Origin of the sequence: Streptomyces sp. NPDC057486, from assembly GCF_042802415.1 — a bacterium.
In the GTDB taxonomy this organism is placed as follows: domain Bacteria; phylum Actinomycetota; class Actinomycetes; order Streptomycetales; family Streptomycetaceae; genus Streptomyces; species Streptomyces yanii.
This window is the reverse complement of the sequence record NZ_JBHVEE010000013.1, coordinates 60,468-85,703: the sequence shown is the minus strand read 5'-3', so window position 1 is coordinate 85,703 and position 25,236 is coordinate 60,468. Positions and strand designations below refer to the sequence as shown.

General features: G+C 68.4%; 21 protein-coding genes and 3 pseudogenes. 7 read left to right on the top strand and 17 right to left on the bottom strand.

Translation table 11 applies throughout. The features are described from left to right. The first annotated feature begins 128 nt into the window (after positions 1-128). Both lysA and ACFU6I_RS09495 read left to right on the top strand, forming a co-directional pair. Complete coding sequence (lysA, locus tag ACFU6I_RS09500; RefSeq protein WP_384363403.1) at positions 129-1,481, top strand: diaminopimelate decarboxylase; 1,353 nt, start codon at positions 129-131, stop codon at positions 1,479-1,481. Between the two features lie 9 nt (positions 1,482-1,490). Then, positions 1,491-2,414, top strand: a complete 924-nt coding sequence (locus ACFU6I_RS09495) for a LysR family transcriptional regulator (RefSeq protein ID WP_384363401.1) — start codon at positions 1,491-1,493, stop codon at positions 2,412-2,414. A 19-nt stretch (positions 2,415-2,433) separates the two neighbouring features. Here ACFU6I_RS09495 and ACFU6I_RS09490 read toward each other — a convergent pair whose 3' ends face one another. The 6 genes from ACFU6I_RS09490 to ACFU6I_RS09465 form a co-directional block, all read right to left on the bottom strand. Then, positions 2,434-3,279, bottom strand: coding sequence for a serine hydrolase (locus tag ACFU6I_RS09490; RefSeq protein ID WP_384363399.1), 846 nt, complete (start codon positions 3,277-3,279; stop codon positions 2,434-2,436). Continuing rightward, positions 3,276-4,895 carry an amidohydrolase family protein gene (locus ACFU6I_RS09485; protein ID WP_384363397.1) on the bottom strand — a complete coding sequence of 540 codons (1,620 nt, stop codon included), beginning with the start codon at positions 4,893-4,895 and terminating at the stop codon, positions 3,276-3,278. Before ACFU6I_RS09485 ends, ACFU6I_RS09490 begins: the two co-directional genes overlap by 4 nt. Then, positions 4,895-5,668, bottom strand: coding sequence for an amino acid ABC transporter ATP-binding protein (locus ACFU6I_RS09480; protein WP_384363395.1), 774 nt, complete (start codon positions 5,666-5,668; stop codon positions 4,895-4,897). The genes ACFU6I_RS09485 and ACFU6I_RS09480 overlap by 1 nt, the downstream gene beginning before the upstream one ends. Beyond that, positions 5,665-6,636, bottom strand: coding sequence for an amino acid ABC transporter permease (locus tag ACFU6I_RS09475; protein ID WP_384363393.1), 972 nt, complete (start codon positions 6,634-6,636; stop codon positions 5,665-5,667). The genes ACFU6I_RS09480 and ACFU6I_RS09475 overlap by 4 nt, the downstream gene beginning before the upstream one ends. A gap of 8 nt (positions 6,637-6,644) precedes the next feature. Then, positions 6,645-7,529, bottom strand: a complete 885-nt coding sequence (locus ACFU6I_RS09470; protein ID WP_384363391.1) for an ABC transporter substrate-binding protein — start codon at positions 7,527-7,529, stop codon at positions 6,645-6,647. Positions 7,530-7,905: 376 nt separating this feature from the next. Continuing rightward, positions 7,906-8,826 carry a LysR family transcriptional regulator gene (locus ACFU6I_RS09465; RefSeq protein WP_384363389.1) on the bottom strand — a complete coding sequence of 307 codons (921 nt, stop codon included), beginning with the start codon at positions 8,824-8,826 and terminating at the stop codon, positions 7,906-7,908. A gap of 180 nt (positions 8,827-9,006) precedes the next feature. Here ACFU6I_RS09465 and ACFU6I_RS09460 point away from each other — a divergent pair. Further along, a pseudogene (locus tag ACFU6I_RS09460) lies at positions 9,007-9,741 on the top strand (enoyl-CoA hydratase/isomerase family protein); the annotation flags it as partial. 96 nt (positions 9,742-9,837) lie between these two features. Here ACFU6I_RS09460 and ACFU6I_RS09455 read toward each other — a convergent pair. Continuing rightward, a pseudogene (locus ACFU6I_RS09455) lies at positions 9,838-10,164 on the bottom strand (acyl-CoA dehydrogenase family protein); the annotation flags it as partial. A gap of 360 nt (positions 10,165-10,524) precedes the next feature. Between ACFU6I_RS09455 and ACFU6I_RS09450 the strand changes: the two are divergent. Further along, positions 10,525-10,800: pseudogene (locus ACFU6I_RS09450) on the top strand (PP2C family protein-serine/threonine phosphatase); the annotation flags it as partial. A gap of 228 nt (positions 10,801-11,028) precedes the next feature. Further along, a complete protein-coding gene (locus ACFU6I_RS09445; protein ID WP_384363387.1) occupies positions 11,029-11,685 on the top strand; it encodes a TMEM175 family protein in 657 nt (218 codons plus the stop codon). A gap of 705 nt (positions 11,686-12,390) precedes the next feature. On the opposite strand, the gene ACFU6I_RS09440 is transcribed toward ACFU6I_RS09445, so the two are convergent. Both ACFU6I_RS09440 and ACFU6I_RS09435 read right to left on the bottom strand, forming a co-directional pair. Beyond that, positions 12,391-12,675 (bottom strand): MGMT family protein, encoded by a 285-nt coding sequence (locus tag ACFU6I_RS09440; RefSeq protein WP_384363385.1) that lies wholly within the window; start codon positions 12,673-12,675, stop codon positions 12,391-12,393. A gap of 7 nt (positions 12,676-12,682) precedes the next feature. Beyond that, positions 12,683-13,210, bottom strand: a complete 528-nt coding sequence (locus ACFU6I_RS09435) for a DUF488 family protein (RefSeq protein ID WP_384363383.1) — start codon at positions 13,208-13,210, stop codon at positions 12,683-12,685. A 604-nt stretch (positions 13,211-13,814) separates the two neighbouring features. Here ACFU6I_RS09435 and ACFU6I_RS09430 point away from each other — a divergent pair. After that, the gene (locus tag ACFU6I_RS09430) at positions 13,815-14,171 is read left to right on the top strand and encodes a DUF488 domain-containing protein (RefSeq protein ID WP_384363381.1); all 357 of its coding nucleotides are present in this window, start codon (positions 13,815-13,817) and stop codon (positions 14,169-14,171) included. A gap of 152 nt (positions 14,172-14,323) precedes the next feature. On the opposite strand, the gene ACFU6I_RS09425 is transcribed toward ACFU6I_RS09430, so the two are convergent. Beyond that, a complete protein-coding gene (locus ACFU6I_RS09425) occupies positions 14,324-15,358 on the bottom strand; it encodes a TDT family transporter (protein ID WP_384363379.1) in 1,035 nt (344 codons plus the stop codon). Between the two features lie 688 nt (positions 15,359-16,046). Here ACFU6I_RS09425 and ACFU6I_RS09420 point away from each other — a divergent pair. Continuing rightward, complete coding sequence (locus ACFU6I_RS09420) at positions 16,047-16,592, top strand: SDR family NAD(P)-dependent oxidoreductase (RefSeq protein WP_384363377.1); 546 nt, start codon at positions 16,047-16,049, stop codon at positions 16,590-16,592. An 879-nt stretch (positions 16,593-17,471) separates the two neighbouring features. On the opposite strand, the gene ACFU6I_RS09415 is transcribed toward ACFU6I_RS09420, so the two are convergent. The 7 genes from ACFU6I_RS09415 to gnd form a co-directional block, all read right to left on the bottom strand. Next, positions 17,472-19,856 carry a glycoside hydrolase family 65 protein gene (locus tag ACFU6I_RS09415; protein ID WP_384363375.1) on the bottom strand — a complete coding sequence of 795 codons (2,385 nt, stop codon included), beginning with the start codon at positions 19,854-19,856 and terminating at the stop codon, positions 17,472-17,474. Continuing rightward, positions 19,853-20,596, bottom strand: coding sequence for a beta-phosphoglucomutase family hydrolase (locus ACFU6I_RS09410; protein WP_384363373.1), 744 nt, complete (start codon positions 20,594-20,596; stop codon positions 19,853-19,855). The genes ACFU6I_RS09415 and ACFU6I_RS09410 overlap by 4 nt, the downstream gene beginning before the upstream one ends. Positions 20,597-21,298: 702 nt before the next feature. Further along, entirely contained in the window at positions 21,299-21,553 is a 255-nt protein-coding gene (locus ACFU6I_RS09405; protein ID WP_384363371.1) for a hexameric tyrosine-coordinated heme protein, read from the bottom strand. A gap of 205 nt (positions 21,554-21,758) precedes the next feature. After that, on the bottom strand, positions 21,759-22,295 hold the full coding sequence (locus tag ACFU6I_RS09400) for a DoxX family protein (protein WP_384363369.1): 537 nt from the start codon (positions 22,293-22,295) through the stop codon (positions 21,759-21,761). Positions 22,296-22,479: 184 nt separating this feature from the next. Next, positions 22,480-23,247 carry a uracil-DNA glycosylase gene (locus ACFU6I_RS09395; RefSeq protein ID WP_384363367.1) on the bottom strand — a complete coding sequence of 256 codons (768 nt, stop codon included), beginning with the start codon at positions 23,245-23,247 and terminating at the stop codon, positions 22,480-22,482. 237 nt (positions 23,248-23,484) lie between these two features. Further along, positions 23,485-24,180, bottom strand: a complete 696-nt coding sequence (locus ACFU6I_RS09390) for an HAD family hydrolase (protein WP_384363365.1) — start codon at positions 24,178-24,180, stop codon at positions 23,485-23,487. Next, on the bottom strand, positions 24,177-25,196 hold the full coding sequence (gene gnd / locus ACFU6I_RS09385) for a phosphogluconate dehydrogenase (NAD(+)-dependent, decarboxylating) (RefSeq protein WP_384363363.1): 1,020 nt from the start codon (positions 25,194-25,196) through the stop codon (positions 24,177-24,179). The genes ACFU6I_RS09390 and gnd overlap by 4 nt, the downstream gene beginning before the upstream one ends. Positions 25,197-25,236 lie beyond the last annotated feature (40 nt).

The window sequence follows — 25,236 nt, the reverse complement described above, 5'->3', positions numbered from 1 at the left end:
CCCTTCCCACGGCCCTCGACGCGACCCGACCGTCGAAATTCATGAGGCTCAGCCACAGAAGAATGCGCTTTTGTGACCCCTCCTGCAGGCCCCAGGATGGCGGAGAACCGGCCTGCGGGGGAGGAACCATGTCGTCAGCCATCGAAACGGGTCTGCTGCCCGTCACTTCCGAGATCCGCCCTGAAGGGCTCGCCGTCGGAGGCGTCCTGCTCACCGAACTGGCGCAGCGGTTCGGAACACCGCTCTTCGTGTACGACGAGGAGCACCTGCGCCGACGCTGCCGGGAGGCGGTCGCTGCCTTCGGCCAGGGCAACGTCGCCTACGCCTCCAAGGCATTCCTGTGCACGGCCATGGCCCGACTGGTCCACGAGGAGGGGCTGTTGCTCGATGTGGCCTCCGGCGGCGAGCTGCGGGTGGCGCTGCACGCGGATGTTCCGGCCGGGCGGATCGTGCTGCATGGCAACAACAAGGACGAGGCGGAGCTGCGCACGGCGATGTCGGCCGGGGTGCGGCACGTGGTGGTCGACAGCTTCGACGAGATGGACCGCATCGAGCGTCTGCACGCCGAGGAACAACTGCCGCCCACTCGGGTCCAGTTGCGGGTGGCGCCCGGTGTCGCCGCAGGCGCACACGAGGCGATCCGTACCGGTGGCAACGACTCGAAGTTCGGCTTCGGTCTCGTCGGCGGAACCGCCGCAGCCGCAGTGCGGCGGGCCGCCGGTTCCCCGGCGATGATCCTGGAGGGCGTCCACGCGCATGTGGGCTCCCAGGTGCTGGACACGTCGGAGCTCGCGGCAGGAGCCGCGGCCGTTGCTCGGTTCGCCGCGGAGGCACGGGTACACCGGCTCACCGTCGGTGGCGGCCTCGGTGCCGCCTACGAGGCGGGGCAGACGGTCCCCTCGTTCGCCGACTGGGCGGCCGGGGTGCGCACCGCGGTGCTCGATGCGGGCTGGGGCGGCGACGTGACAGTGGAGCCCGGCCGGTCCATCGCCGCCCGCGCGGGGCTGACCCTCTACCGGGTGGGCACCATCAAGCGCATCGAAGGCGTGCGGACATACGTCAGCGTCGACGGCGGCATGAGCGACAACCTGCGCCCCGCCCTGTACGGCAGCCGCTACGAGGTGTTCCTGCCGCGCCGCCCCCGCGCACCGCGACCGCTGCGGGCACGGCTGGTCGGCAAACACTGCGAGAGCGGCGATGTGATCGTGGAGGACGCCGCCCTGCCGGCCGAGCTCGCGGTGGGTGATCTCCTGGCCACGCCGGTCACGGGCGCATACGGATATGCCATGGCGTCCAACTACAACAAGTTGCCGCGTTCCGCTGTCGTCTTCGTGTCCGATGGCCGCGCCCGCACCGTGGTGCGCCGGGAGACCGAGGAGGACCTGCTGCGCCTGGACGTGGACGAACCCGCCGAGCCCGTTGCGCCGCCGGCAACGGTGGGGTCGGGTGCCGGGGCGGCGCGGTGCGTCGGCACGGCCTAACCTGACCCGATGCTGAACAGTGCTCGACTGCTCGTCCTGCTGGAAATAGCCCGCACGGGCACGATCGTGGCCGCGGCCCAGGCGCTGCATCTGAGCCCGTCCGCCGTCTCTCATCAACTCGCCCGGCTGGAGCAGGAGCTCGCGGTGGCGTTGGTGGAACGTCAGCCGCAGAGCCTGCGGCTGACGGCGGCCGGTGTGCGACTGGCCGAGCACGCACAGGCCGTCGCCGACCTGATGGCCATCGCACAGGACGATCTGCGGGCGCACTCCGAAGGCGACGCCGGGGTACTGCGGCTGGGCTTCTTCGCCTCATCGGGCCTGGAGCTGCTTCCTCGGGCGCTGTCGGTCTTCGCCGCCGAGCGGCCCCAGATCGAGTTGGAGCTGATCCTGGGGCAGCCGCACGAGCTGGTGCCCGATCTGGAGGCGGGCCTGCTGGATGCGGCGGTCGTCTTCGAACATCCGCTGGACCCGTGGTGCCGGCAGGCGGCCGTCGACGTGGAGATGTTCTTCGACGAGCCGCAGCTGGTGGTCCTCCCTTTGCGGCACCGCCTCGGTCGGCGCACCGCGGTCCGGCTCGCCGCTCTGGAGGGGGAGAGCTGGATCGGTACGCGCGGCGGCCACACCGGCGAACCGGTCCTGGAACGCGCGTGTGCGGCCGAGGGGTTCCGGCCGCGGGTCCGCTGCCGCAGCGATCACTACCAGGTCACGATCAACCTGGCCCGCGCGGGCATGGGTATAGCGCTGGTCCCGGCCCTCGGGCTCGGCGACACCACGGGTGTGCACGTCTGCCGCCTGGACCATCCCCGACTGCACCGGCGGATCGGGGTCGCTACCCGGCCCACCAACCGCAACCCGCTGCTGCGGATCTTCCTCGCGGAGCTGCGGTCGGCCGCCGAGGAGATCCGGTCGCTGCTGGATATGCAGTGGGCCTGACCGGTGGGGCGTACCGCGCTCATTCGCCCGCGCGGCGTCGGGCACACGCCGCGAGGGTGCGGCCGACGTCCCGGACGGCATGCACTGCGGCCCGCTCCGTGCCGGGGCCCAGCACCGGGTCCCAGTGTGCCACCACCGCGTACGCCAACCGGCGCGCACCGACGATGACTCCGGCATCGGCGCGGACCCCGGTGTCGGTGCCGGTCTTGTTCGCCACCAGAAGCCCGTCGGGCAGGGGATTCGGGAAGCCGGGGGCGTACGGGTCGTGGTCCACCAGGGCGGGGACCAGGCCGTGGTCGGTGTTGGCGCGCATCCATTGCAGGAGCCGTGCGGAGGCTGCCGGGGAGATCATCGTGCCGCGCATCGCATGAGTCACCAGCCGTGCCAGGCCCCGTGCGGTGCCCGTGGCGAAGACGGGCGGCACATCAGGGCCCCGGATGTCACGGACCTTGTCGTGCAGCGTGAGGCGGTCGAGCCCGAGTTCCTCCGCCAGCCGGGCCGTGGACTCGCGCCCCACCAGGCGGAGCAGCGCGTTGGTGGCGGTGTTGTCGCTGACCGAAGCGGTCAGCCAGGCCAGATCCTCGACGGTCCAGCCGCGCCTGCTCATCCGGCGCAGCACCCCGCTCCCGGCCGCCATGTCCTCGTCGAGGACCTCGACGGGCCGGTCGGCGACCAGTTCCCCCGTGTCCAGCCGGCGCGAGACCTCGGCGAGCAGCAGCAGCTTCGAGGCGGACGCGACCGGCAGCACGGTGCACTCGTCGGCCCCCGCCGTCTCGCCGCCGTCGATGTCGACGGCGGCGACGGCCAGGGTGAGCGGTAGCGCGGCCGAACGCCGCACCGCCGCGGCCACTTGGGCCAGACTCATCGGATCCTCACCACTTCCCCCGCCCGCGCCGCGGTCGGGCAACCGCCCCTCACCGCGACCTGTCCCGCCACCACGACGGTATCGATGCCTTCGGGCGCCAGCAGCGGTCGGTCGAAGGTGGCGGTGTCACGCACCGACGCCGGGTCGAGGACGACCAGATCGGCGAGGGCGCCGTCGCGGACCACACCGCGGCCGGTGAGCCCGAACCGCCGGGCCGGCAGACCGGTCATCTTGTGCACTGCGTCCTCCAGCGGGATCAGCTGCTGGTCGCGACCGTAGTGGCCGAGTACGCGGGCGAAACTTCCCGCCCAACGAGGGTGCGGGCGACCGGGTTTGGGGACGCCGTCCGAGCCGATCATCGACAGCGGGCTGGCGAGCACCCGCCGCACGTCGTCCTCGCGCATGGAGTGACTGATGATGGTCACCTCACCCTGCTCGGCCAGCAGCAGGTCGCACGCGTAGTCGACCGGGTGGACGCCGCTCCCGGCGGCGAGGTCGGCGATGGTGCGGCCCTCGGCCTCAGGGTGCGCCTGCGCGGCGGCCACGGTGATGAGGTCCCAGCCACCGTTGCCCACGGTGTTCTCCCACCCCTCGACGCCCTGAGCGATGTCCGTCCGGATCCGGTCGCGCGCATCGGTTCGGCGCAGTCGTTCCAACAGGGCGCCGACACCGCCCTCGCTCGTCCATGGTGGCAGCATGGCATGCAGGACGGTGCTGCCCGCGGTGTACGGGTAGACGTCGCACAGCACGTCAACCCCTTCGGATCGGGCCTGTTCCAGCCGGGGCAGGGTGCGCAGCGTGGCGCCCCAGGCGTACCGGCCCGCGGTTTTGTGGTGGGAGATCTGCAGCGGGGCGCCGGAGCGCACCGCGATCTCCAGGGCTTCTTCCAGGGCGGTCTCCACCTGTGACATCTCGTCGCGCAGATGGGTGACGTACGGCTTGCCGTGACGCGCGGCGACTGTGGCCAGCGCGACGATCTCCTCGGTGTCGGCGTAGATGCCGGGCGGGTAGATCAGCCCGGTGGACAGGCCGGCCGCACCCCGGCTGAGCGCCCGGTCGAGCAGCGCACACATGGTGTCCAGCTCGTCGGGCCGGGGCGGGCGGGCCTCGAATCCCATTACCCCGGCGCGCAGCGTGCCGTGGCCGACGAGCGAGGCGATGTGGGTGCGGCGCAGGGCAGGATCCTGTCCGGCGGCGAATGAGTCGAAGTCCACTGCGGGCCGGACACCTCCGAGCCCGAACGTCACCCTGAGATGGTCGGTGAGTGAAGGCAGCCGTTCCGGCAGCGAGGGGAACAGGCTCGTCCCGCAGTTTCCGCAGATCTCCGTGGTGACGCCCTGGAGCAGTGGTGCGAGGCGAAGGTCGTCGACCGGCTCCGCGGTGCCGTCGGCGCCGAACGGCGCCGCGAGGGCGTCGGAGTGCGTGTGCACATCGATGAAGCCGGGCGCGATGACCTGGCCGGTCACATGCAGCGTCTCGGTCGCCGCGGCCGGGGTGCCCGCGGGAAGCACGGCGACCCGTCCGTCCACCACCGCGATGTCCGCGTTCCTGGCGGGCGCGCCGGTTCCGTCGACCAGTGTGCCGCCGCGCAGCAACAGATCCACACGGCGGCTCATCACAGCACCGTCGACAGGAAGGCACGCGTGCGCTCGTGCCGCGGGTCGGTGAACAGAAGCTTCGGGCTCCCGGCTTCGACGACGGCACCCTGATCCATGAACAGGACACGGTCGGCGACCTCGCGGGCGAAGCCCATCTCGTGGGTGACCACGACCATCGTCATACCGCTGCGGGCCAGGTCGCGCATGACGCCCAGCACCTCACCGACGAGTTCGGGATCGAGAGCGGAGGTGGGTTCGTCGAAGAGCATGAGTGCCGGCTCCATGGCCAGTGCACGGGCGATCGCCACACGCTGCTGCTGCCCACCGGACAGCTGCCCCGGGTAGTGGCCCGCCCGGTCCGCAAGACCGACTTGGTCCAGCAGCTCCCGGGCCTGCTTCTCGGCCTGCGCACGGGAGAGACCCTTGACGGCGAGGGGCCCCTCCATCACGTTCTGCGTCGCTGTGCGGTGCGGGAACAGGTGGAACCGCTGGAACACCATGCCGATCCGCTCGCGCTGGCGTCGGATGTCACGGGGGCGCCGCTCGCGCAGGACGCGCCCGGACGGGCCGTGCTGCTCGTAGCCGATCAGCTCACCGTCCATCCACACCCGCCCCGCGTCGATCTGCTCAAGGTGATTGAAGCAGCGCAGCAGCGTCGACTTCCCGGACCCGGACGGGCCTATGACGCACAGCACCTCACCGCTGCGGACATCGAGGTCGATGCCTCTCAACACCTCGGTGTCACCGAATCGCTTACGGACCCCACGGGCCCTGAGGATCACCTCGTTCATGCCGCCGCCTCCTTCCTGTCACGCCCGGGTACGAGATTCGTCAGGACCCTGCGCCGCAGCGGCGGGGGAGCGCCCGGGCTGTAGCGGCGTTCGACGGCATGCTGGCCGATGCTGGCGAGCGTGGTGAGCACCAGGTACCAGAGGGAAGCCACCAGCAGCAGCGCCACCACCTCGAAATTGGCGAGGTAGAGGTGCTGGGAGACGGTCATCAGATCGGCGCCCGCGATGACGGAGACCAGCGAGGTCGTTTTGAGCATGGAGATGAACTGGTTGCCGAACGGCGGGATGATGACCCTCATGGCCTGCGGAAGGATGATGCGGGACAGGATCTGACGATTCGACATGCCGATGGACGCACCCGCCTCGCGCTGGCCGGGGTCCACGCTCTGAATGCCCGCCCGAACGATCTCGGCCATATAGGCCCCCTCGTTGATGGAGAGTCCGAGCAGGGCCGCCACGAAGCCGGTGATGACCTGGTTGGACTGCCAGCTGACGAGTTTCGGGCCGTCGAACGGGACACCGATGCTGATCACCGGGAACAACAGGGCCAGGTTGAACCAGAAGATGAGCTGTACCAGGAGCGGGGTGCCCCGGAAGAACCAGGTGTAGGCACCGGCGGTGAGACGCAGAACCGGACTGTCGGAGAGCTGCATCACCGCGAGGAGTACCCCGATGACGATGCCGAGAGCCATCGAGACGAGCGTGAGCTGAATGGTCACCCCGAGTCCCTTGAGGATCACGCCGTCGAACTGGTACTTGGCGACGATGTCCCAGTGCAGGTTGGGATTGACGATGACGGTGTAGGCGAGCCACACCGCGAACAGCGCGGCGGCGAGGACCGCCAGCCAGCGTCCGGGACGGGGGCGCCGGGTCACCTGGAGGGAGAGGTCGTCCTCCGGTGCCACAACGGTGGTGGGGGCTGCCGGCGCCGCACCGAGGGCGGCGCCCGGCATCTTCCGGTCGGTCATGTCCGCACTCACTGCCCGTCGTTGACGGTGGCCTCGGGCACCGCGCTGTCGCCGACTCCCCAGGTGTCGAGGATCTTCCGGTAGCCGCCGTTGTCGATCAGCTCCTGCAGGGCCTTTCGGACGGCGTCACGCAGTCCGCCCTGGCTCTTCGCGGACGCGATGCCCCAGGGGGCGGTGCCGTACTGCGTCGGCAGAACCTCGTACGCGCTGCTCTTCTTTGTGAACGTCCTGGCAACGGGATAGTCGACGATGGTCGCGACCGCGCGGCCGCTGTCCAGTTGCAGCAGCCCGGTCGGCGCGTCCTCGCTCTGCGAGATCCGCATCTTCTGCTTGCACTTGGCGTTCTGCTCCTCGCCGATCTGGAGGTTCGAGCTGCCCTTGGCGAGAACGACGGTCTTTCCGCACAGGTCCGTGAGGGACTTGATGCCCTGCGGGTTGCCGTTCTTCGTCATGATGACGCCGCCGGTACGGAAGTAGTCGACGAAATCGACCGCCTGGCGCCGCTGGGCACTGTCTGTCATGGACGACATGACCAGGTCGAAGCGTCCGGACCCCAGACCGGGGATGAGCCCGTCGAAGGCGGCGTTGGTGAGTTCGAGCTTCAGCTTCAGCCGCTCGGCGATGGCCTTGGCCAGGTCGGGGTCGACACCTGTCAGCCGGGTGGTCCCGGGCTCGTACATCTCCATCGGCGGATATCCCACCGCGGTGGCCACCCGCAGCACACCCTTCTGCCGGTACTGCGCGGGGAGCAGTTCGGCTGCGGTCCGCCCGGTGGCGGCCTGCGAGGAACTGCCGGACGGGGCGTCGCCCTGGTCGGAGCGTCCACATGCGGTGGCCGCGAGAGCCACCACGGCCAGGGCTGCCAGACAGCGCAGAGAACGGGGACGATTCATCGGATTTCTCCCTCACGGGGTGGCGGTGCGCCGATGCTGGCAGTCGCGCCCGGGTGAATGGAAGATGATGAAGCTATTCATGCCTGACCATCGAAATCCGTACGGGTCCCCGAACCCCTGCGGATGAGGACCCGAACGGGAACGGGGCGTCGCGTGCCCCCTCAATCGGCCGACGCGCCCCGCTGCTCGGCACCGGGAGCGGTGGGCGGCGGACGCGCTCGTACCCCGGCTCCTCCCCCGAGAGAGAAGCGACGGCGACGGCATCCGGCGGGAGACGCGATCGGGTGTCTGCCGACGGGGCGCCCGCTGCCCGGTCTGCCGCCACGTGTGCGGTGGCGCACCCAGCCCACGCCGGCCGGGCAGCCGTCGCGGTGTGTCATCCGCCCGAGGCCGTGTCCGCGATGTGGTGGCCGGCCTCGGCGAGGCTCTCCGAGACTGCTTCGGCGAACGAGGCGATCGCCTCGTTGTGCCGGCTCGGCACCCACACCACCGAGGTCAGCCACGCGAGTGTGTCCCTCTCCAGCGGCCGCCACACAAGCCCGTCGATGAGCGGTGTCGCCGGGGCCTCGTTGAGGTGGATGCCGCGCCCCGCGAGCACCAGCCCGTGCACGAAGTTGGGATTGCGCGCGTGCCTGATCGATCCGGGCAGGAAACCCTCGTCCCGGCAGATGGTGAGCATGTGGTCGTAGAGGCGCGGCGCCATCGCGCGCGGGAAGATGACCAGTGGTGCCCCGTCGAGGTCCCTCAGCCGGACTGTGCCGCCGCCGGCCGCCGCGGCATGGTCCGCCCGCAGCACGACGCCCAGTTCGCGCCGCGCCACAGGTCCCGATTCCAGGCCCACCGTGTCCGACGGGTGCCGTACCACCCCGGCATCCAGCTCACCCTCGCGCAGCCGGGCCAGTTGTTCGTCGGTGGTGAGTTCATGGAGGTCGATCAGTACATCGGGCACCCGGTCGGCGAAACCGGCGGTGAGGGTCCGCAGCACTGTCGGACCGGTGTCGGGCGGTACGCCGACGCGCAGCACACCTGCCTCGCCGGGACGAATTCTGCGCATCGCCTCCCGCGCGGTGTCCACCCCCGCGAGTACCGGCCGCACATGCTCCAGGAGCAGCGCCCCGGCCTCGGTCAGCTGGACGCGGTGCCGCGTCCGGTCGAACAGCCGCACCCCGAGTTCGCGCTCCAGGTCGCGGATGCGCTGCGACAGCGGCGGCTGGGCCATGTGCAGACGTTCCGCCGCCCGGCCGAAATGCAGTTCCTCGGCAAGGACGGCGAAGTAGCGCATGTGACGGAGCTCCATGAGCGGACCATATCGCTCCGATATCACCGCCAGTCCCAATTGGTGTTGGCCGGATCACATCCCTCCCTGTTTGCATGACTGCTCACGGGAAGCCCGCTCGCGGACATCCGCCCGTAACTCCGGCTCCCCGGTGGCCCCACCGCCTTCTTCCCCTGCCCCTCGCGAGAAAGGCATGCCGTCATGACCGAGAACAGCACCGTCGTCGTCACCCACCACCCGGTGACGGACACAGCCGCCGATGCCTACGTTGCCGAGGTCACTCTCAACCGTCCCGACAAGCTCAACGCCTGGACCGGCGGGATGCGGAGCCGACTGGTCGCGGCGCTCGACGCGCTGGGGGACGACGAGCGCTGTCGCGCGGTCGTTCTCACCGGCGCCGGGCGCGCGTTCTGCGCCGGTCAGGACCTGGCCGAGACCGCCGCGATCGATCCCGACGACCACGCGGCCGCCGAGGCATGGATCGACGACTTCGGCCGCCTCTTCCGCGCCGTACGCGGCCTGGACAAACCGGTCGTCGCCGCCGTCAACGGTGTGGCAGCGGGCTCGGGTTTCCAGTTCGCCCTGCTCGCCGACTTCCGCATCGGCCACGCCGCCGTCCGGATGGGGCAGCCGGAGGTGCTGTCGGGCATCCCCAGTATCACCGGGATCTGGGCCATGCGGGGCATCCTCGGCCGGGCGAAGACCGCAGAGTTCGCGCTCGGCGGCCGCCTCGTCGACGGCACCGAGGCCGAGCGGCTCGGTCTCCTCACCCGACTCGTCGCACAGGACGAGGTCAAGGCGGAAGCGCTGGCCGAGGCGGCCCGGCTCGCCGCACTCCCGCCCGGCGCGGTCGCCCTCACCAAGGGCCGGCTCCGCGAACTGGACGACGCGGGCCTCGACGACGCGATCGAGGCGGCCAAGAAGGTGCATACCGCCGCCTACGCAACGGGTGAGCCCCAGCGCGAGATGGCCTTCGGAGCCGCAGGTGAGGATGGAGCCGATGGCCAGACCCGTGTGCACACCGAAGAACGTTGCCAAGGACGCGTCGGCGTGCCCGAACTCCAGCGCGATGAAGCCCGCGAAGAGGTTGCTCGGCCTGGACTCCGGGGAGGCGGGGTCGGCCCAGCCCACCAGACCGAGCCTCCCGAAGCCCTCGACCAACTGGAAGGGGAATTCGGCCCGGGCCCAGTAGTCGTCGACGATCGGGCCGGCCTGCGTGCGGAGAAACTCGCGGACGGACTCGATCTTCTCCCGCTCCCCGTCCGACAGCAGTTCCTCGTGCGAGTAGAAGTCGGCGGGCAGCAGCCCTGCGTCCAGATAGGGACCGGACGGTGTCGGCAAGGTTGTTGCGCTGCTCATTGCAATCTCCCTTCGAGCGATGTCGAGCATGGCTCGGAGACCCGAGCCGTCAGCGTCCTCCGAGCCCGGCGTCTCGATCGTCCGGCGCATTAAACGCGGAACCGGGGCCGGCCCACCGGACCCGCGCCGCTCAGGGGTGCCGTTGTCACCGCGTACCACCCCAGTGGCCCGTTGCCGACCGGTGCGGGAGAGGTGTGGCAGGACGTCGAGGACCGCGTGCCTGCCCGGTGAGCGGCTATCCGAGCCGGTGCGCAGAGTTGGCGGGTCGGGTGCGTCGGTATCCGTGACCGCGGTCCGAGGCGCCTGATCGACGACCAGTTGGCGCAGCACGCGCAGTTCATGGGGGTATTCCAGCCGAGCACACACCCCCAGCGGTCGCTGCTGATACGGGCTCTGGGCCAGGGAGCCGACGCCATCCCCGACATGCGCCTCCACGACGCACAGCAGGGAGACCGGTAACTGCTCTGCTCCGACGGCCTGTCCACCGTCGTGTCGACCAGGGAGATCCGCCGGGTGCTCTCAGAGATCGGTGAGCCTGAGCAGGCGGTCCGCGAACTCATCGCCCTTGCCAACGGCTCCGGCGGCCCCGACAACGTCAGGTGTGTGGTTGCCGACGTCACGGAGCTTCAGCAGTAGGAGCGAGCGGCGTGCACCAGACCCGCTCTGAGAGGGGCACGAGCGGGCGGAGAGCCTGACTTCTCCGCCAGCGCCCTCTTCTTGTCCGGGAGCGCACAGCACGCCTCTCGGCGGACGTGGTGAAGGAGAAGGCACCGATACTTGTGATTTGTCACTGCTGCAAGCGGCAGCTGGTGCGGCGCGGAAATCGCCCGTATCGGACACGAGTCAAGAACTTCAGGAGCCACCTTGTCCCGTACCTACCCTCGCAAGTTCTCTCGTTCCGAGACCACACGGGCCGAAGCCTTCAGTGACGGTGTGTTTGCCATTGCCGTCACGCTTCTGGTCCTCAACCTCGCTGGTCCGCCGCACGAACCGGGCGGCCTTGGCCGGGCTTTGCTGGCTCAGTGGCCTGCCTACCTCGGCTACCTGGCGTCATTCGGCTATGTTGCGGTGATCTGGCTCAATCACCACCAGGCCTTCGTCCGCATCAGGGCCATGGACCGCGGACTACATGCTGCCAACCTGTTTCTCCTGCTCACCACGGCGGCGCTGTCCTTCCCCACAGGGGTGGTCGCGGACGCACTGCAGACCGACCTTGCGGACTCCGACGCGCGGGTGGCCGTTGCTCTCTACGCCGGCCTTGCCGCAGCGATGTGCCTGAGCTGGGTGGCCTTCTACGGCCAGCTCGCCCGGCGACCCGAGCTGATGGACCCTGACGTAGAGGACACGTACGTACGGCACGGACAGCTTCGCTCGTGGGCTGGAGCCCTCGCCTACACCGTCGCCGGGCTTCTTGGAGTGTTCATCGCACCATTGCTGGCGATTGCGGTGTTCGTTCTCCTCCCGGTCTTCTACTTCGCCACCAGCGAAGGCCTGCGCGGCGGGCGGGACGGCTCCTCCTGATACGGCAGCCGTACGACTGACGCCACAGGCGCGATCACGAAGTGGCAATGGAACTAATCGAGAGGTACGTCACGCAGTGCGGCAGGGGAGTCACAACCAGCTTGGGAAGAGCTGGTGCAGGTGGGCGGAGACGGTGCGCGGGGGTCTGGGCACATTGCGTAGGTCATCGGTCAGCTCCGCGCCGAGGTAGGCCGCCTCACTACGGTGCTCGGCCGCGGGTTTGCGGACAGCGCAGCCACGCCTTCATCCCCGTCTCGGCTTCCTGGTCGCCGGTCCGCCTCGTGCCATTCCGTTCCCGATCGTGGCCGACACCATCGACCCGTGCCGCGCCGCTGTCTTGACGTTCCGTCGACGATCGCCCGATGCGCAAGCGGGTGCGGTGCGCATTTCTGCGGATGGGCACTCGACGCGTCCCCGTACCGGCCGGTACTCAAACCGGGGTGATCGGCATGATGCCGGGCGGGCCGTCGTCGAGTGTGTGAACCCAGCCGTGACCGATGGAGTGAGCAGGAACCCCGAGCGCCCGCTGCTCCGACGCATCCTGTGGTGACGGGCCACGACGGATCCACGGCTTGCCGTCGCACGTCGGCGTGAGCGACCGGACCATGAGGATATGGCCCGGTCAAGGCCGATCTTGTGGACCGTATTCGACCAACAGCACCGAACCGGCCTGCCCAGGGAAACGTCGATTTGATGCAAGCATCGTCAACGCGCCCATCGGTGCCGCGCACGCTTCATGTCCACCCGCGCACCCAACATCGGTGTCCCCTCATCGTTGAGTAGCCCCGGTGCCCGTCCGTCGTGGCACGAGGCGGGTCTTCCGTCGGCGTAGACGACACGCCACCATGGCACGCTGTCGTTGAGCAGGCTCATCGCCCGACCCACCTGTCGTGGGCCCGCACCGATTCTCTTGCCGATGTCGTCGTAGGAGGCGACGGCACCAGCTGGGATGGCGATGACCGCTTCACGGACATCCTCGATGATGTTCATGTCGGCATCAGGCCCGAGGCGGGTAGATGAGGCGTCCGTCCTGAACATGCGCGTACTCGTGCAGGGTTGCCTGCTTCACCGTCGTGGTCGACATGACGTCCACAACCTCCGCTCCCGCGACGATCAACGCGTCAGTGATCAATCGACGATGGCAGCGCCATCGCACCGCTTCACTGCACATGATCGCCGGCCGGCCGTGTTCAGCCAGCTCAAGCAACTCGTTCAGGCCCTCCTTGAATTCATCGCTGTCCATGTAGTCGGCGTAATCGCGGAATGCTTTCACCCGCCACGCGCCGTTCACGCTCGACACGCCCTTAGGGGTGTGTCGTCTGCCACCCAATTGTGAGATCCATCGATACTCGATATCGGGAGGGAGTGCGTCGATTATCGCAGTCCGGTTCCATTGCGGAAATTTCCTCGACGATGGGAACGAGCGAACGTCGACCAAGTGGGTGATCTTGTTGTTCTGCAACATCGTCAGAATTTCATCGAATTCACGTGTCGAATGCCCCACCGTGCAGATACGGTTCGTCATCCTGTCGCCCCGCTCAAGTTGTTGAATCGCTCATCCCGGGTTGTCGAACCGGCCGTGTGGCATCCCGAATGCGGGTCGGGAGTGCACCGGCAACGCTGCTCTCCGGATTTCTCGCTAGGGTTTCGTCAGTGCATCTTCATCGTGCATGGCGATGTTGCTAGCTTTTTTCGCTCTTGATTCCATGTTGTGGATCGCTTTCAGTGCGGTGATGCACGTAGCCATTGCACTCCATGTCGTACGTGTGTCTTTTGATGATAACGGCTTCAACGTATCCGGCTTCGGAGCTCCATCTGACGTGGTCGCCGACAGTGAATTGCTTCACCATTCCCGTTCGTTTCAAGATTACGGCTGGCCAGGCGCCTGTCCAAGGAAGTCGCGACCCGCACGAAGGCGCGGCCGTCGCCGCCCTCCACTTTCGCCCTCCAGTGCCTTGATGGGGGTGACCTGGTTGAAGCAGCATGCTGATCGATAGTGGCGCCCGACGTGCCGACTGGAGAAGCGATCCAATTGACTTAAGGAAATAATGTATGAGAACCGTACGACACGGCAGGCCGAGTCGGCGGGCGGTGCGGACGTCCGTGACTCGAGAAGGGGTGACGGTGCCATGCAAGATGTACACGCGCGCCGCGTCTATGAGCAGGCCGGACCGTCCGACGGCACACGCGTATTGGTGGACCGACTATGGCCTCGCGGCCTGTCCAAAGAAAAGGCCCACCTGGACGAGTGGCTCAAGGCGGTGGCTCCGTCCAATGAGCTGCGCCGTTGGTACGGCCATCAGCCCGCCAAGTTCGCCGAGTTCAAGCGCCGCTACGAGACCGAGTTGACAGAACCGGACCGGGCCGAGGCGTTGCATCACCTGCGTGACGAGGCCCGGACCGGGCCTGTGACGTTGCTGACCGCGACGAAGGACCTCGAGCACAGCGAGGCAGAAGTTCTCGTGCAGCTGATGCGTTCGGAGTAGGACACGCGGACCGCGGCCAGCGGCCGAGCACGCCGGAAACCAGGTGCCGGGTCCCTGGGCCCGCACTGGCGTGGCCGGACTGTCGAGATGCTGTCGGAGTACGCCCTCTGCAACGCGGAATATGGGCAGGTCGGCGACGAGCGAGTCGCGAGTCAATCACCGCAACGCCTATCGCCCCCGCGAGCGGTTGCCTGCGGCCCCCAAGCCGGGGGCGGCGGAGCAAGCAACTGCCCGCGGACGGCGGCGACCACGGTCCGGGCCGCGATGCCGGCGATCAGGGCGGTGATCAGGACAATCACCACGACGGCGTACACGGTGGCACCGGGGGGTTCGGTGGCGGTGAGCCACAACAGCGCGTCGGTGGCGCCGGCGGCGTAGGCGAAGGTGAAGGACCAGAAGCCCGTTGAGAACCGGAGCCTGGCATACAGCGGGACGAGGCGGAGTTGGGCGAGCGCCATGAGGGCCGCGAACCCGCCGAGTGCGGCGGCGGCGAAGTCGATGGTCACGCCGGTGAGCGCGAAGTACGCCACCCCTGCTATGGCAGGCGGGGTGGACTCGATCGCCAGCGTCGGCACCAGCGACTGCGGCAGCATGGGGCGGACGAACAGGCGGTTCATCAGGAGGGAACCGACCAACAGCCAACTGAGGATCCCGATGCCGAAGGACGCTTCGGCCAGGGTGCGCAGGTGGACGTGCGCGGCGGCGGCGGCACCGACGAAGCCGCCCGCTGTGGCGGGCAGGTAATAGCCCGGGTGCAGCGCATCGGTGTCCAGGTCACCGGCGATCCACTGGCCGGTCAGCCACCCGCCGAGCGCCATCGTCATCGCGAGGAAGATCATCACCACGATGCGCCCGGCGGTGTAGGCGGCCGTGGCCAGCGCGGCACCCAGCATCATCGGGGTGATCGCAGCCAGGGACGGAAACGATGACTGCACCGGGTCGCGCAGGTCAGCCAACATCCTGCGGGGCCCCTGGACCGCGTATGCGACAACAAGTACCAGCCACACTCCGGCGGCCAGAAGGTACAGCGCGTCCGGTACCGCCCCAGGTGTCCCGAGGATCGGCCCAGCCGCATGCCAGGCCTGGCCCAGTCCGGCCAGCCCGAACGCAATGCTGAACAGGCTCGGCGTGATCCGCCCGGACCTGCCCCGTTGCGGAGGCGCACGGTCGGGGTCAACAGCCGCCATATGTTGCCTCCCATACGTGACCCAGTCACACGTGCCCGGCCTTGCGTCCGGCGGGGCCCGATACCGCGGTGCGGTAGATGTCCTGACCTGCGGGCCGGCGAGCCGACATTGGCGGGCCTGAGGACAGGAGCGACAGGCTCGGCGTGGCTCCGGCGTTATGAGGTGCTCGCGTGTCGGCTGTGCGGTGTGACCGGCCCGCCGGCTGTCGTCATTCCTTCGGTTGTGCTCCTGGCCTGGTCGGCCGTCGGCATGGAGCGATCCTCGTCAGGGCACCTGGGCGGCGCCCGCTGGGTCGCCTCGATCAGCACCCGGCGCAGAGTCTTCAAGCCCTGCTTGGATGCATACCTGCGCGCCACCCGGGCATCGGATTCGTAGTGCCGCAGGGTCGCCCGCAAGCACAACTGCCGGGCGCCCCTCTGGCTCGCACTGTGCATAACTCACCGAGTCGGGAGTGCTTGCAACTACGCGATCTGACGGTGTGCCCCACGCCAGGTGGCGACACCGAACCTCACCCAACTAGCATAAAGAGCGCGCGAAATGACCGCGAACTTCAAGTGCCGCAAAAATGGCAGCCGACGGCAGGACAGGGGGGCTCAGCCGTTGCATCGTCCCTGACGGTGACAACGCCGTGATCGTCGACCGGGGTCAGGCCCGGGGCAACGAAGCGGTGGCAGGGAGATGAGGACTCATGACTCCAGGAGATGCAGCAGGTGGCCGCACGCGGACTGCCCTGGTGACTGGAGGGACCGGCGGCATGGGCCGGGTTATCGCCTCGAAGCTGGCAGCGGAAGGGTTCGACGTCGCCGTAGCGTACTTCGGCAGCAAGGACCTGGCTGACGCGACTGTGCGGGAGATCGTGGCGCATGGGCGGCAAGGTGAGGGATTCGCGGCGGACGTCGCCGACGAGGAGGCGGTAGCTGCTCTTTTCGACGCCGTCGAGGATCGCTTCGAGTATCTCGACGTAGTCGTGCATACGGCCGGGATCAACCGGTCCGCCGCGCTGGCGGACCTTGACCTGGCGGACTTCGACGCGGTTCACCGGGTCAATGTCCGGGGTACGTTCGCGGTCAACCAGCAGGCCGGGCGGCGGGTGCGTGGGGGCGGTTCCATCGTCAACATCTCGTCGCACGTGGTGCGGCTGTCACCGCCGGAACTGAGCGCGTACACGGCGTCCAAGGCGGCACAAGGCACGGGTAACCGTCGCAGGTCGCGCACCGGATGCAGGTGCTCATAGGGCGGTTGGCCTCGTCAAGCAGGATGCCGCAGGGCGCATGGAACGGGTGATAGCCGGCCGCCGCCAGCGTGTTGGAGATCTCCTGGATCCGGGGCTCGTGGCTGACCGGGGGGCGTGGGTACTGCTTCGACCAGTTGCCCTCGGCCGGGTCCTCGCCGTGCACGCCGTGGACCTGGTACAGCCACTCGGCCTTCGTATACCAGGGCTCGAACTCCTGATAGCTGACCGGCCAGGCCGGGGACACGCCGTCCGCGTGCTGAATCTCCCCGAAGTCTTCTGGCCGAAGCCGGTACAGCGCCGCGCCGTACAGCTTGGTGGCACCGCCGACGAAGTAGTGCACCTGCGGCTGGAACGGCCTGCAATCGCTGTCGTACCAGGTGTCCGGGGAGATGTACCGCCCGTCCACGAACACCGAGCCGGGATCCCAGTTGGCCAGCTCGCGGGGGAGGAAATCGCCGCGTTCGAGCAGCAGAATTTGCTTGTTTGAGGGAGCGAGTGTGTGCGCGAGCGTGCCGCCGCCGGCACCGGTGCCGACGATGATGACATCGTAGTGTTCTGTCATGCGCTTCACCCTCTGTTCCAGCCCTTGACTACGCATCACTCCATGGGAACGGCCGCAGCCGGCCGGGGCCTGCGGACCTGTCGTGCCAAGGGCTTCCGTGATCTCCGGTGGATCGGCGCGAGGCGTCGGATGCGCTGCATCGCAAGGCGGAGGGGCGCCTGCATACCGGAAGTATTCGGGCGTTCCCACAACACGGCGAGGCGCCGTAGCCGACGCCGCGCGGCCGCCGGAAATTGCGGGACAGCCCCGAACTCCTCTTAGCCGCCAACGTAGCCAAAGCGGGCGCTGTCGCGACTTTTGCCGAGGTACTCATGGCTTCACGAGCCGAGAGCGCCGCGGTCAACGTCGGGTCGGGCAGGTGAGGGACGCCCGGGGCGGCGTCCGGGCGGTTGAGAGGGCTCCGGCAGGGCGGCCGGCGGTTCGACGGGCCGTGACTGCGGGGTGCCGCGGGATATGGTCAGCAGCTCCCCGCAGTGTCTGATCTGGAGCGGTTCTCCCTCCACCAGGGTGTACGTGGCCCGAGAATTGGTGATCTCGACGCGCATACACCGCTGCCGCACATGGACGGAGAAGGCCAGCCGACTGAGCTTCTCGGGGAGCCGGGGAGCGAAACGTACGGTTTCCTCGTGGTAACGCAGCCCGCCGAAGCCGGCGACCAGTGCGATCCAGGAGCCCGCCAGGGAAGCGATATGCAGGCCGTCGCGGGTGTTCTTCTCCAGATCGTCCAGATCCATCAGCGCCGCCTCCCCGAGGTAGTCGTAGGCCAGACGCAGATGTCCTACTTCGGCGGCGATCACCGCCTGGACGCAGGCGGACAGGGACGAGTCACGGACGGTGAGCGGCTCGTAGTAGGCGAAATTGCGAGCCTTGTGTTCCGGGGTGAAGGCGTCGCCGTGCAGGTACATCGCCATCACCAGGTCCGCCTGCTTGACCACCTGCTTGCGGTACAGGTCGAAGTACGCGGAGTGCAGCATCAGCGGATAGTCGTCCGGTCCAGTGGCGGCGAAGTCCCATACCTGGCGGCTGGTGAACCCCGCTGACTGCTCATGGATGCCCAACGCGCCGTTGTAGGGCACCGTCATCGCCTTGGCCGCGTCCCGCCAGGCGGCGGTCTCCGCCTCATCGACCCCGAGGGCCGCCGCCTGCTCGGTGTGGCGCTCGGCGGCATCGGCGGCGGCCCGTAGGTTCTCCTGGGCCATCAGGTTGGTGTAGGCGTTGTCGTCGGCGACCGCACTGTACTCGTCGGGCCCGGTGACCCCGTCGATATGGAAGCGGCCGTTCGAGTCGTGATGGCCGAGCGAGTGCCACAACCGGGCGGTCTCCACCAGCAACTCCACGCCGGTCTCGCGCTCGAACTCCACATCATCGGTGAGGGAGACGTAGCGCAGCACGGCATGGGCGATGTCACCGTTGATATGGAAGGCCGCGGCGCCGGCGGGCCAGTATCCGGAACACTCAGCCCCGTCGATGGTCCGCCAAGGGAAGGCCGCGCCGTTCAGACCAAGCTCTCGGGCGCGGGCCCGAGCCGCCGGCAGGGTGTCCTGGCGCCAGCGCAGGGCATCGGCGACGCAGCCCGGGTAGACAAAGCTGAGCAGCGGCAGGACGAAGATCTCGGAGTCCCAGAAGACATGCCCGTCGTATCCGGAGCCGGTCAGGCCCTTGGCCGGGATCGCCCGCTGCTCGGCTCTGGCAGCAGCCTGTAGCACGTGGTAGAGGGCGAACCGGACGGCCTGCTGGATCTCCGCGTCACCGTCGACCTCAACATCGGCGTGTCCCCAGAAGTCGTCCAGGAACGCCTGCTGCTGGTGGACCAGCCCCTGCCACCCGCTGCTGCGAGCGCCCGCAAGTGCCGCCTCCACCTGGTCCCGCAGGGCCGGCAGCGAGCGCGCGCCCGACCAGCCGTAGGAGACGAACTTCTCCAGACAGAGCGTCTCGCCGGGCTGGAGATCGGTGATCACGGTGAGCCGGGCCACGTCGCCCACACTCTCGGCGGAGGTCTGGGTGGACGCCGGGCCCCGCACGATGTGGTCGGCGGCTGCGGCGACCCGCAGGCCGCTGTCGGCGGTGCAGTGCACCAGGCGCAGCCGCAGGTCATGGGCGCTGTGCTCCTCTGACTGCAGCGGGGACTCCAGGGCGGCGGCAACTCGCGGATCACCGGTCAGGGTGGGCAGTTGCTCGTTGGCGACGAGTTCGGACTGGATAACGAGCTCTACCTCGTCGTCCAGCGGTTCCACCTCGTAGGCGATCGCAGCGATGGCCCGCTGGGTGAAAGAAACCAGGCGGGTGGAGCGCACCCGTACGGTCTTGCCGGCCGGCGAGGTCCATTCGCAGGTCCGGTGCAGCAGCCCGCTGCGCAGATCCAGCACCCGTTCGTGAGAACGCAGCGCTCCGTAGCGCAGGTCGAACGGCTCGTCGTCGACGAGCAGACGGATCAACTTGCCGTTGGTGACATTGATGACTGTCTGGCCGGACTCCGGATAGCCGTAGCCCGCCTCCGCGTACGGCAGCGGATGCCGCTCGTAGACGCCGTTGAGGTAGCTGCCGGGCAGGCCATGCGGCTCGCCCTCCTCCAGGTTGCCGCGCCAACCGATGTGCCCGTTGGACAAGGTGAAGACCGATTCGCTCTGTGCCAGAACATCCCAGTCGAGCCCGGTCTCTCGCACACACCAGGGTTCGACCACGTAAGCGGAATGAGTAATCACACTCGGTCCTCCAGCAGTTCGGCGAGGTCCCCCACGACGATGTCGGCGCCGTGCTCGCGCAGTGCGTCGGCCTGACCGGCCCGGTCGACTCCGACGACGTATCCGAAGTGGCCGGACCGCCCGGCATCCATTCCGGCCAGGGCGTCCTCGAAGACCGCGGCCGCGCCGGGCTCGACACCGAGGTCGTGTGCTGCTTCGAGGAAGGTGTCCGGGTGCGGTTTGCCGGGCAGCTTGCGCTCGGCGGCGATGACGCCGTCGATCCGTACGTCGAGGAGCGCCTGGATCCCGGCCGACGCCAGGACATCATGGGCGTTGGCGCTGGAGGAGACTACAGCGGTGGACAGCCCGGCCGCCCGCACTGCTTCGACGTAGCGGACGGAACCCGGGTACGCCTCAACCCCCTCGGTGCGGATCTTTTCCAGCAGCAGTGCATTCTTGCGGTTGCCGAGACCGTGCACCGTGTCCAGCTCCGGAGGGTCGTCGTCCGAGCCTTCCAGCAGCTTGATCCTGCGCGAGTCCAGGAAGGCCCTTACGCCGTCGGCGCGCGGGCGGCCGTCGACGTACTCGTCGTAGTCGGCGACCGCGTCGAAAGGCCGGAAACCGGGGCCCTCCCGGCGCCGCAGGAAGTCGTCGAAGGTTTCCTTCCAGGCCGCGTCGTGCACCATGGCAGTCTTGGTGAGCACGCCATCCATATCGAACAGACAGGCGCGTATGGCATCCGGAAGACCAACTTTCCGCATGACCTCCGTATGCCCGCTTTGTTGCCTTTTATCCCTCCAATCCGTAAACAGCGAGCCGACGTCGGCTGTCTGAGCAGGCTCAGGCGAGGTGACAACGCGCAGGCTCGGACGATGAGAGGCCGCTCGGCGGACTCGCCCTCCAGTGGCCGGAGCTCGGTGTCAGCCATGACCGGAGCGAGCGCCTCTGAGAAGCTGCTCGTGCGGGCTCCAGGACTACCTTCTGAAGGCGTCGGACGGAGTCGACATGGCCCGTGGTCCGTCATCCTGGCGTGTTTGCAGGCCGGTGCGGCGAGGTCGTCGGGCTCGGCGCCGGCGGGTAGTTGTGGACCGTCCTGCGGTCCGGCCCCCGTCTCCCCGGCGATCTCCGACAGTTCATCTCCCCAGTCTTCAACAGGCCACGGGAGAGCCGTATTTTCAACCGGCGATGCGGAGCCAGTGCTACCGTCCACCGCTCGTCGCTGCTGTCTCCGAGCAGGACCGGAGTTCCGATTGATGCGCTGACGCACCGTCCACGCCCTGGCCGGGACTGGCTGGTCGCACCCCGACCATTTCGGCCTTCCGGGCGTGCAATGAGCGCGAACAGCAGTGGGGCGGCAGGCCGACTCGGCTCGTTCAGTCGACGCGCATCGATCTGCCGGCAGGTTGAGCGCCTGCTGCACCCGGTTCGACGCCCGGCACCGGGTGTGCCGGGCGTCGGGGGAGTCAATCGCGCCAGTAGTTGTTGGCTGCGGCGATGGTCCGGAATTCGAGAGCCACAACCTGCGCCGCGTGGAGGAGACTGTCCGGAGCGGTGGAGTAGTTGAGCCGCCCGCTCTTGAGGACATCCAGGTCGGGCTGGATGTTGTGAATGGTGTGCCGGGCCAGGGTGAGCGCCAGAGCGCGGCCTTCCGCCGGGGTCTTGGTGATCAGGGAGTTGCCGGGGATGAGGACCAGATCCTCGTCGGTTACGCGATTCATGAAGGCAGTTTCGCCAGGACACTGGCTCCCGCGTGTCCGTGACACACGGGAGCTGGGCTGTGGGTGTGATCCCGATTACTGCGCACGCGCATGCCGCGGCTCATGTCGGCCTCCCGTGCCAAGAGCACGAAAGCCGCAGGGTGCAGGTTCCGCCTGTTCGCTGCCGGCGATGTCCCGGCAGCCCGAGCGTGGGTGTTGGACCCTCTCAGGCCTTCTGCTCGGATGCGTTCCGGGATTCGCGCAGCTCTGCCTGCCGCGCCCCCACCACGACTGCCGTAAGGACAGCGGCGGCAGCGAGCGCCGCGGGGGCCATCCACGGACGGTCCAGACGATATTCGCACGCGTGGTCCAGGGAGAGACGTCCCGGCCCGATCAAAGCGACACCGGCGGCGGCAACGCCATAGATGGTGTTCAGTTCGTAGCCGCCGGCGTAACCGAAGAAACCATGGGACGTATGCACCGCGGCGGCACCCGCCATGCCGGCCGCTGCTGCCGCACCACCTGCGGGCGTGGCGAGACCGAGGCCGAGCAGGGTCCCCCCGCCCGCTTCGGCGATTCCGGCGGCGAGAGCGCTCAACTTGCCAGGCTTGTAGCCGTGCTCCTCCATGAACTTCGCGGCGCCCTTGATGCCGGAACCCCCGAACCAGCCGAAGAGCTTCTGTGTTCCATGGGCGAACATCGGCCCGCTCACCCCAAGACGAAGAAGCAGCAGACCGATGTCGCGACGATCCACACTTGTCACAGCGGTACACCTCCAGCAGATCGCGGGTTTACACCGCACTTCCACCCTCGCACCAAGGACGCCTCGGCGCCGCATCCAGTCGTCCGTACGGCTGGCGTGGCAGCGGCCTCGACGTGCGGCTTCCCTGTGGAGCAGGCGTGTCGAGTGGCTGCGCACCGGTGCGGGATCGTCCCGCGTGCCGCGCTCAGATACGGGTCGACAGCCCGGCGGCCTCGGCGCCCCGGCGCAGTACGTCCCGGAGCATGGCGGGGGTGAGGGTGCGGGTGGACATGTTGCGCTGGCTGGGGTGGTAGGCGCCGATCAGACACACCTCCCGCTCGCCCAGTGGATCGATGACCAGCGCTTCGGCGCCGTGCCCGAAGACCGGGCGCGGCCGGGGCAGCCGCCATCCGGCGCCGGCCAGTACGGGCAGCAGCGCCTGCCAGGCAAAAGCGCCGAGGGTTACGAACGTCCGCAAGGTCGGGCGCAGTAGTTCCAGTTCGTGGGCGAGCCACGGCCGGCAGGTATCGCGTTCGGTGGTGGTGGGACGGTTGGCGGGAGGTGCGCAGTGCACCGGAACGGTGATCCGTACCCCGTACAGTTCCATTCCGTCTTCGTGGTGGGTGGCGGTCGGCTGGGAGGACAGCCCGAGGTCGTACAAGGCGGCATAGAGGGCGTCGCCGGAGGGGTCACCGGTGAAGATGCGCCCGGTGCGGTTGCCGCCGTGCGCGGCCGGCGCCAGCCCAATGATCACCAGCGGTGCGTCCGGCGGTCCGAAGCCGGGTACCGGACGCGCCCAATAGTCCCAGTCCATGAAAGCCCTGCGCTTGACCCTGGCGACCTCCTCCCGCCAGTCCACCAGCCGCGGGCAAGCCCGGCAGGTCGCCACCGCCGTATCCAGATCCCGCACCGTATGGGCCCGGGGAGCCGTCACTGCGGGAAAATCGTGCGCCTCCGGGCGGCTGCCGTGCATGCGCTGTTCCTCTCCCGGCGGCCGGGCTCCTGGCCCGCTGCCACCAGCCACTCCAAAATAAAATACCCAAAATGCTTGAATCGGGCATTTTTTGCAGGTGTCGTTGCAAGGTTGGGCTCACCGTTGTCGGCCGTCCAGGAGGCGCCTGGCGTTCTCCTTGCCGACGCGGCCGGCCGAGCAGGTCCGCCTGAGCAGTGGCCGAGGGACAGCAGTACCTGTGCTTCCTTGTCAGGACGCTCATTCCAGTGCCTCGTGGGGCAGGCCGTCCTCAAAGGACTCGATGACCCAATCGGCCTTGGCCTCGGCGAGCTGGGCGGAGTTGTACTTGTGGGTGGCCACTCCGACGCAGGCGACCCCTGCGGCATGCGCGCCCGCTACGTCGTGCGGGGTGTCGCCGATGACCAGGCAGCGGTCCAGACCCAGGTGCTCGCCGTAGACCAGGGAGCCCCGGTGCAGCGCGATGCGAGTGATCTCGGCGCGGTCGTTGGAGTCCGAACCGTAGCCGCCGAAGGAGAAGAACCGGTTCAGGCGGGCGCGGTGCAGCTTGATGTGCGCGGCAGCCTCGAGGTTGCCCGTGATCAGGCCGAGCAGGTAGCCCTCGTCAACCAATCCGAGCAGCAGGTCTTCGACGCCGGGCAGCACCCGGTAGTGCTCGGACTCGGTCACGGTCCGGTGCAGGTAGTGCAGGCGACGTTCCAGGAGCCTGGCGAACTCGTGCCGTTCGGGCTTGCGGCCCAGTACCGCCTCGAAGGTCTTACGGCCCACGTCGGGGTCGGTCATGCCGATGTCGGTGAACTGTCCGATGTCGGCGGGGATGCCGTACAACTCGTCGAAGGCCAGGCGCCAGGAACGAGCTCCTGCCCCGCCGGTGATGATCAGAGTGCCGTCGATGTCGAACAGCAGGGCCAGGTGCTGGCGATCGCGGCCGCTCATCCGGCCGGCCGTTCCGCGTGCCCCCCGAAGCCCTTGCGCATGGCCGACAGAACCTGGTTGGCGAAGTGGTCCAGATCCCTGGAGCCGAACCGGGAGAACAGCGCGGTGGCCAGGGTGGGCGCGGGCACCCCTTCCTCCACTGCGGCGACCGCGGTCCAGCGGCCTTCGCCGGAGTCCGAGACCCGGCCGGAGAACTCGTCGAGGATCGGGGACTGCAGCAGGGCAGCGGCGGTGAGGTCGAGCAGCCAGGACCCGATGACGCTGCCGCGGCGCCACACCTCCGCTACTTCGGCGAGGTCGATGTCGTAGCGGTAGTACTCGGGCTGCTCGAGCGGGGCGGTCTCTGCGTCGGCCTGGCGGCTCGCGGTGCCGGCGTTGGCGTTCTTCAGGATGTTCAGGCCCTCGGCGTAGGCGGCCATGACCCCGTACTCGATCCCGTTGTGCACCATCTTCACGAAGTGTCCGGCGCCGGCCGGCCCGCAGTGCAGGTAGCCGTGTTCTGACGGCGCAGGGGCGCCTTCCCGGCCGGGGGTGCGCGGCGCCGCGTCCACGCCGGAGGCGATCGCCTCGAAGATCGGCCGGAGCCGGTCCACGATCTGGTCCGGGCCGCCGATCATCAGGCAGTAGCCGCGCTCCAGTCCCCACACCCCGCCGCTGGTGCCCACGTCGACGTAGTGGATGCCTGACTTCGAAAGCGTCCCGGACCTGGCGATGTCGTCCCGGTAGTACGAGTTGCCACCGTCGATGACCACGTCGTCGGGTTCCATGTGGTCCGCCAGGTCGCGGACTGTCTTGCCGGTGATCTCGCCGGCCGGGACCATGACCCAGACAGCCCGGGGCTTGGTCAGCTTGGCAGTCAGGTCTTCCAGGGACGATGCCCCGGTGGCCCCCTCGCCTTGCAGTTCCTTCATCGCTGCCGGGTTGATGTCGAACACCACGCAGTCGTGACCCCCGTTCCTCAGCCGCCGGACAAGGTTGGCGCCCATCCGGCCCAGCCCGACCATTCCGATCTGCATCTCGAGTCACCTTCTTGTTTCTTGTGTCATGCCTGGTCTT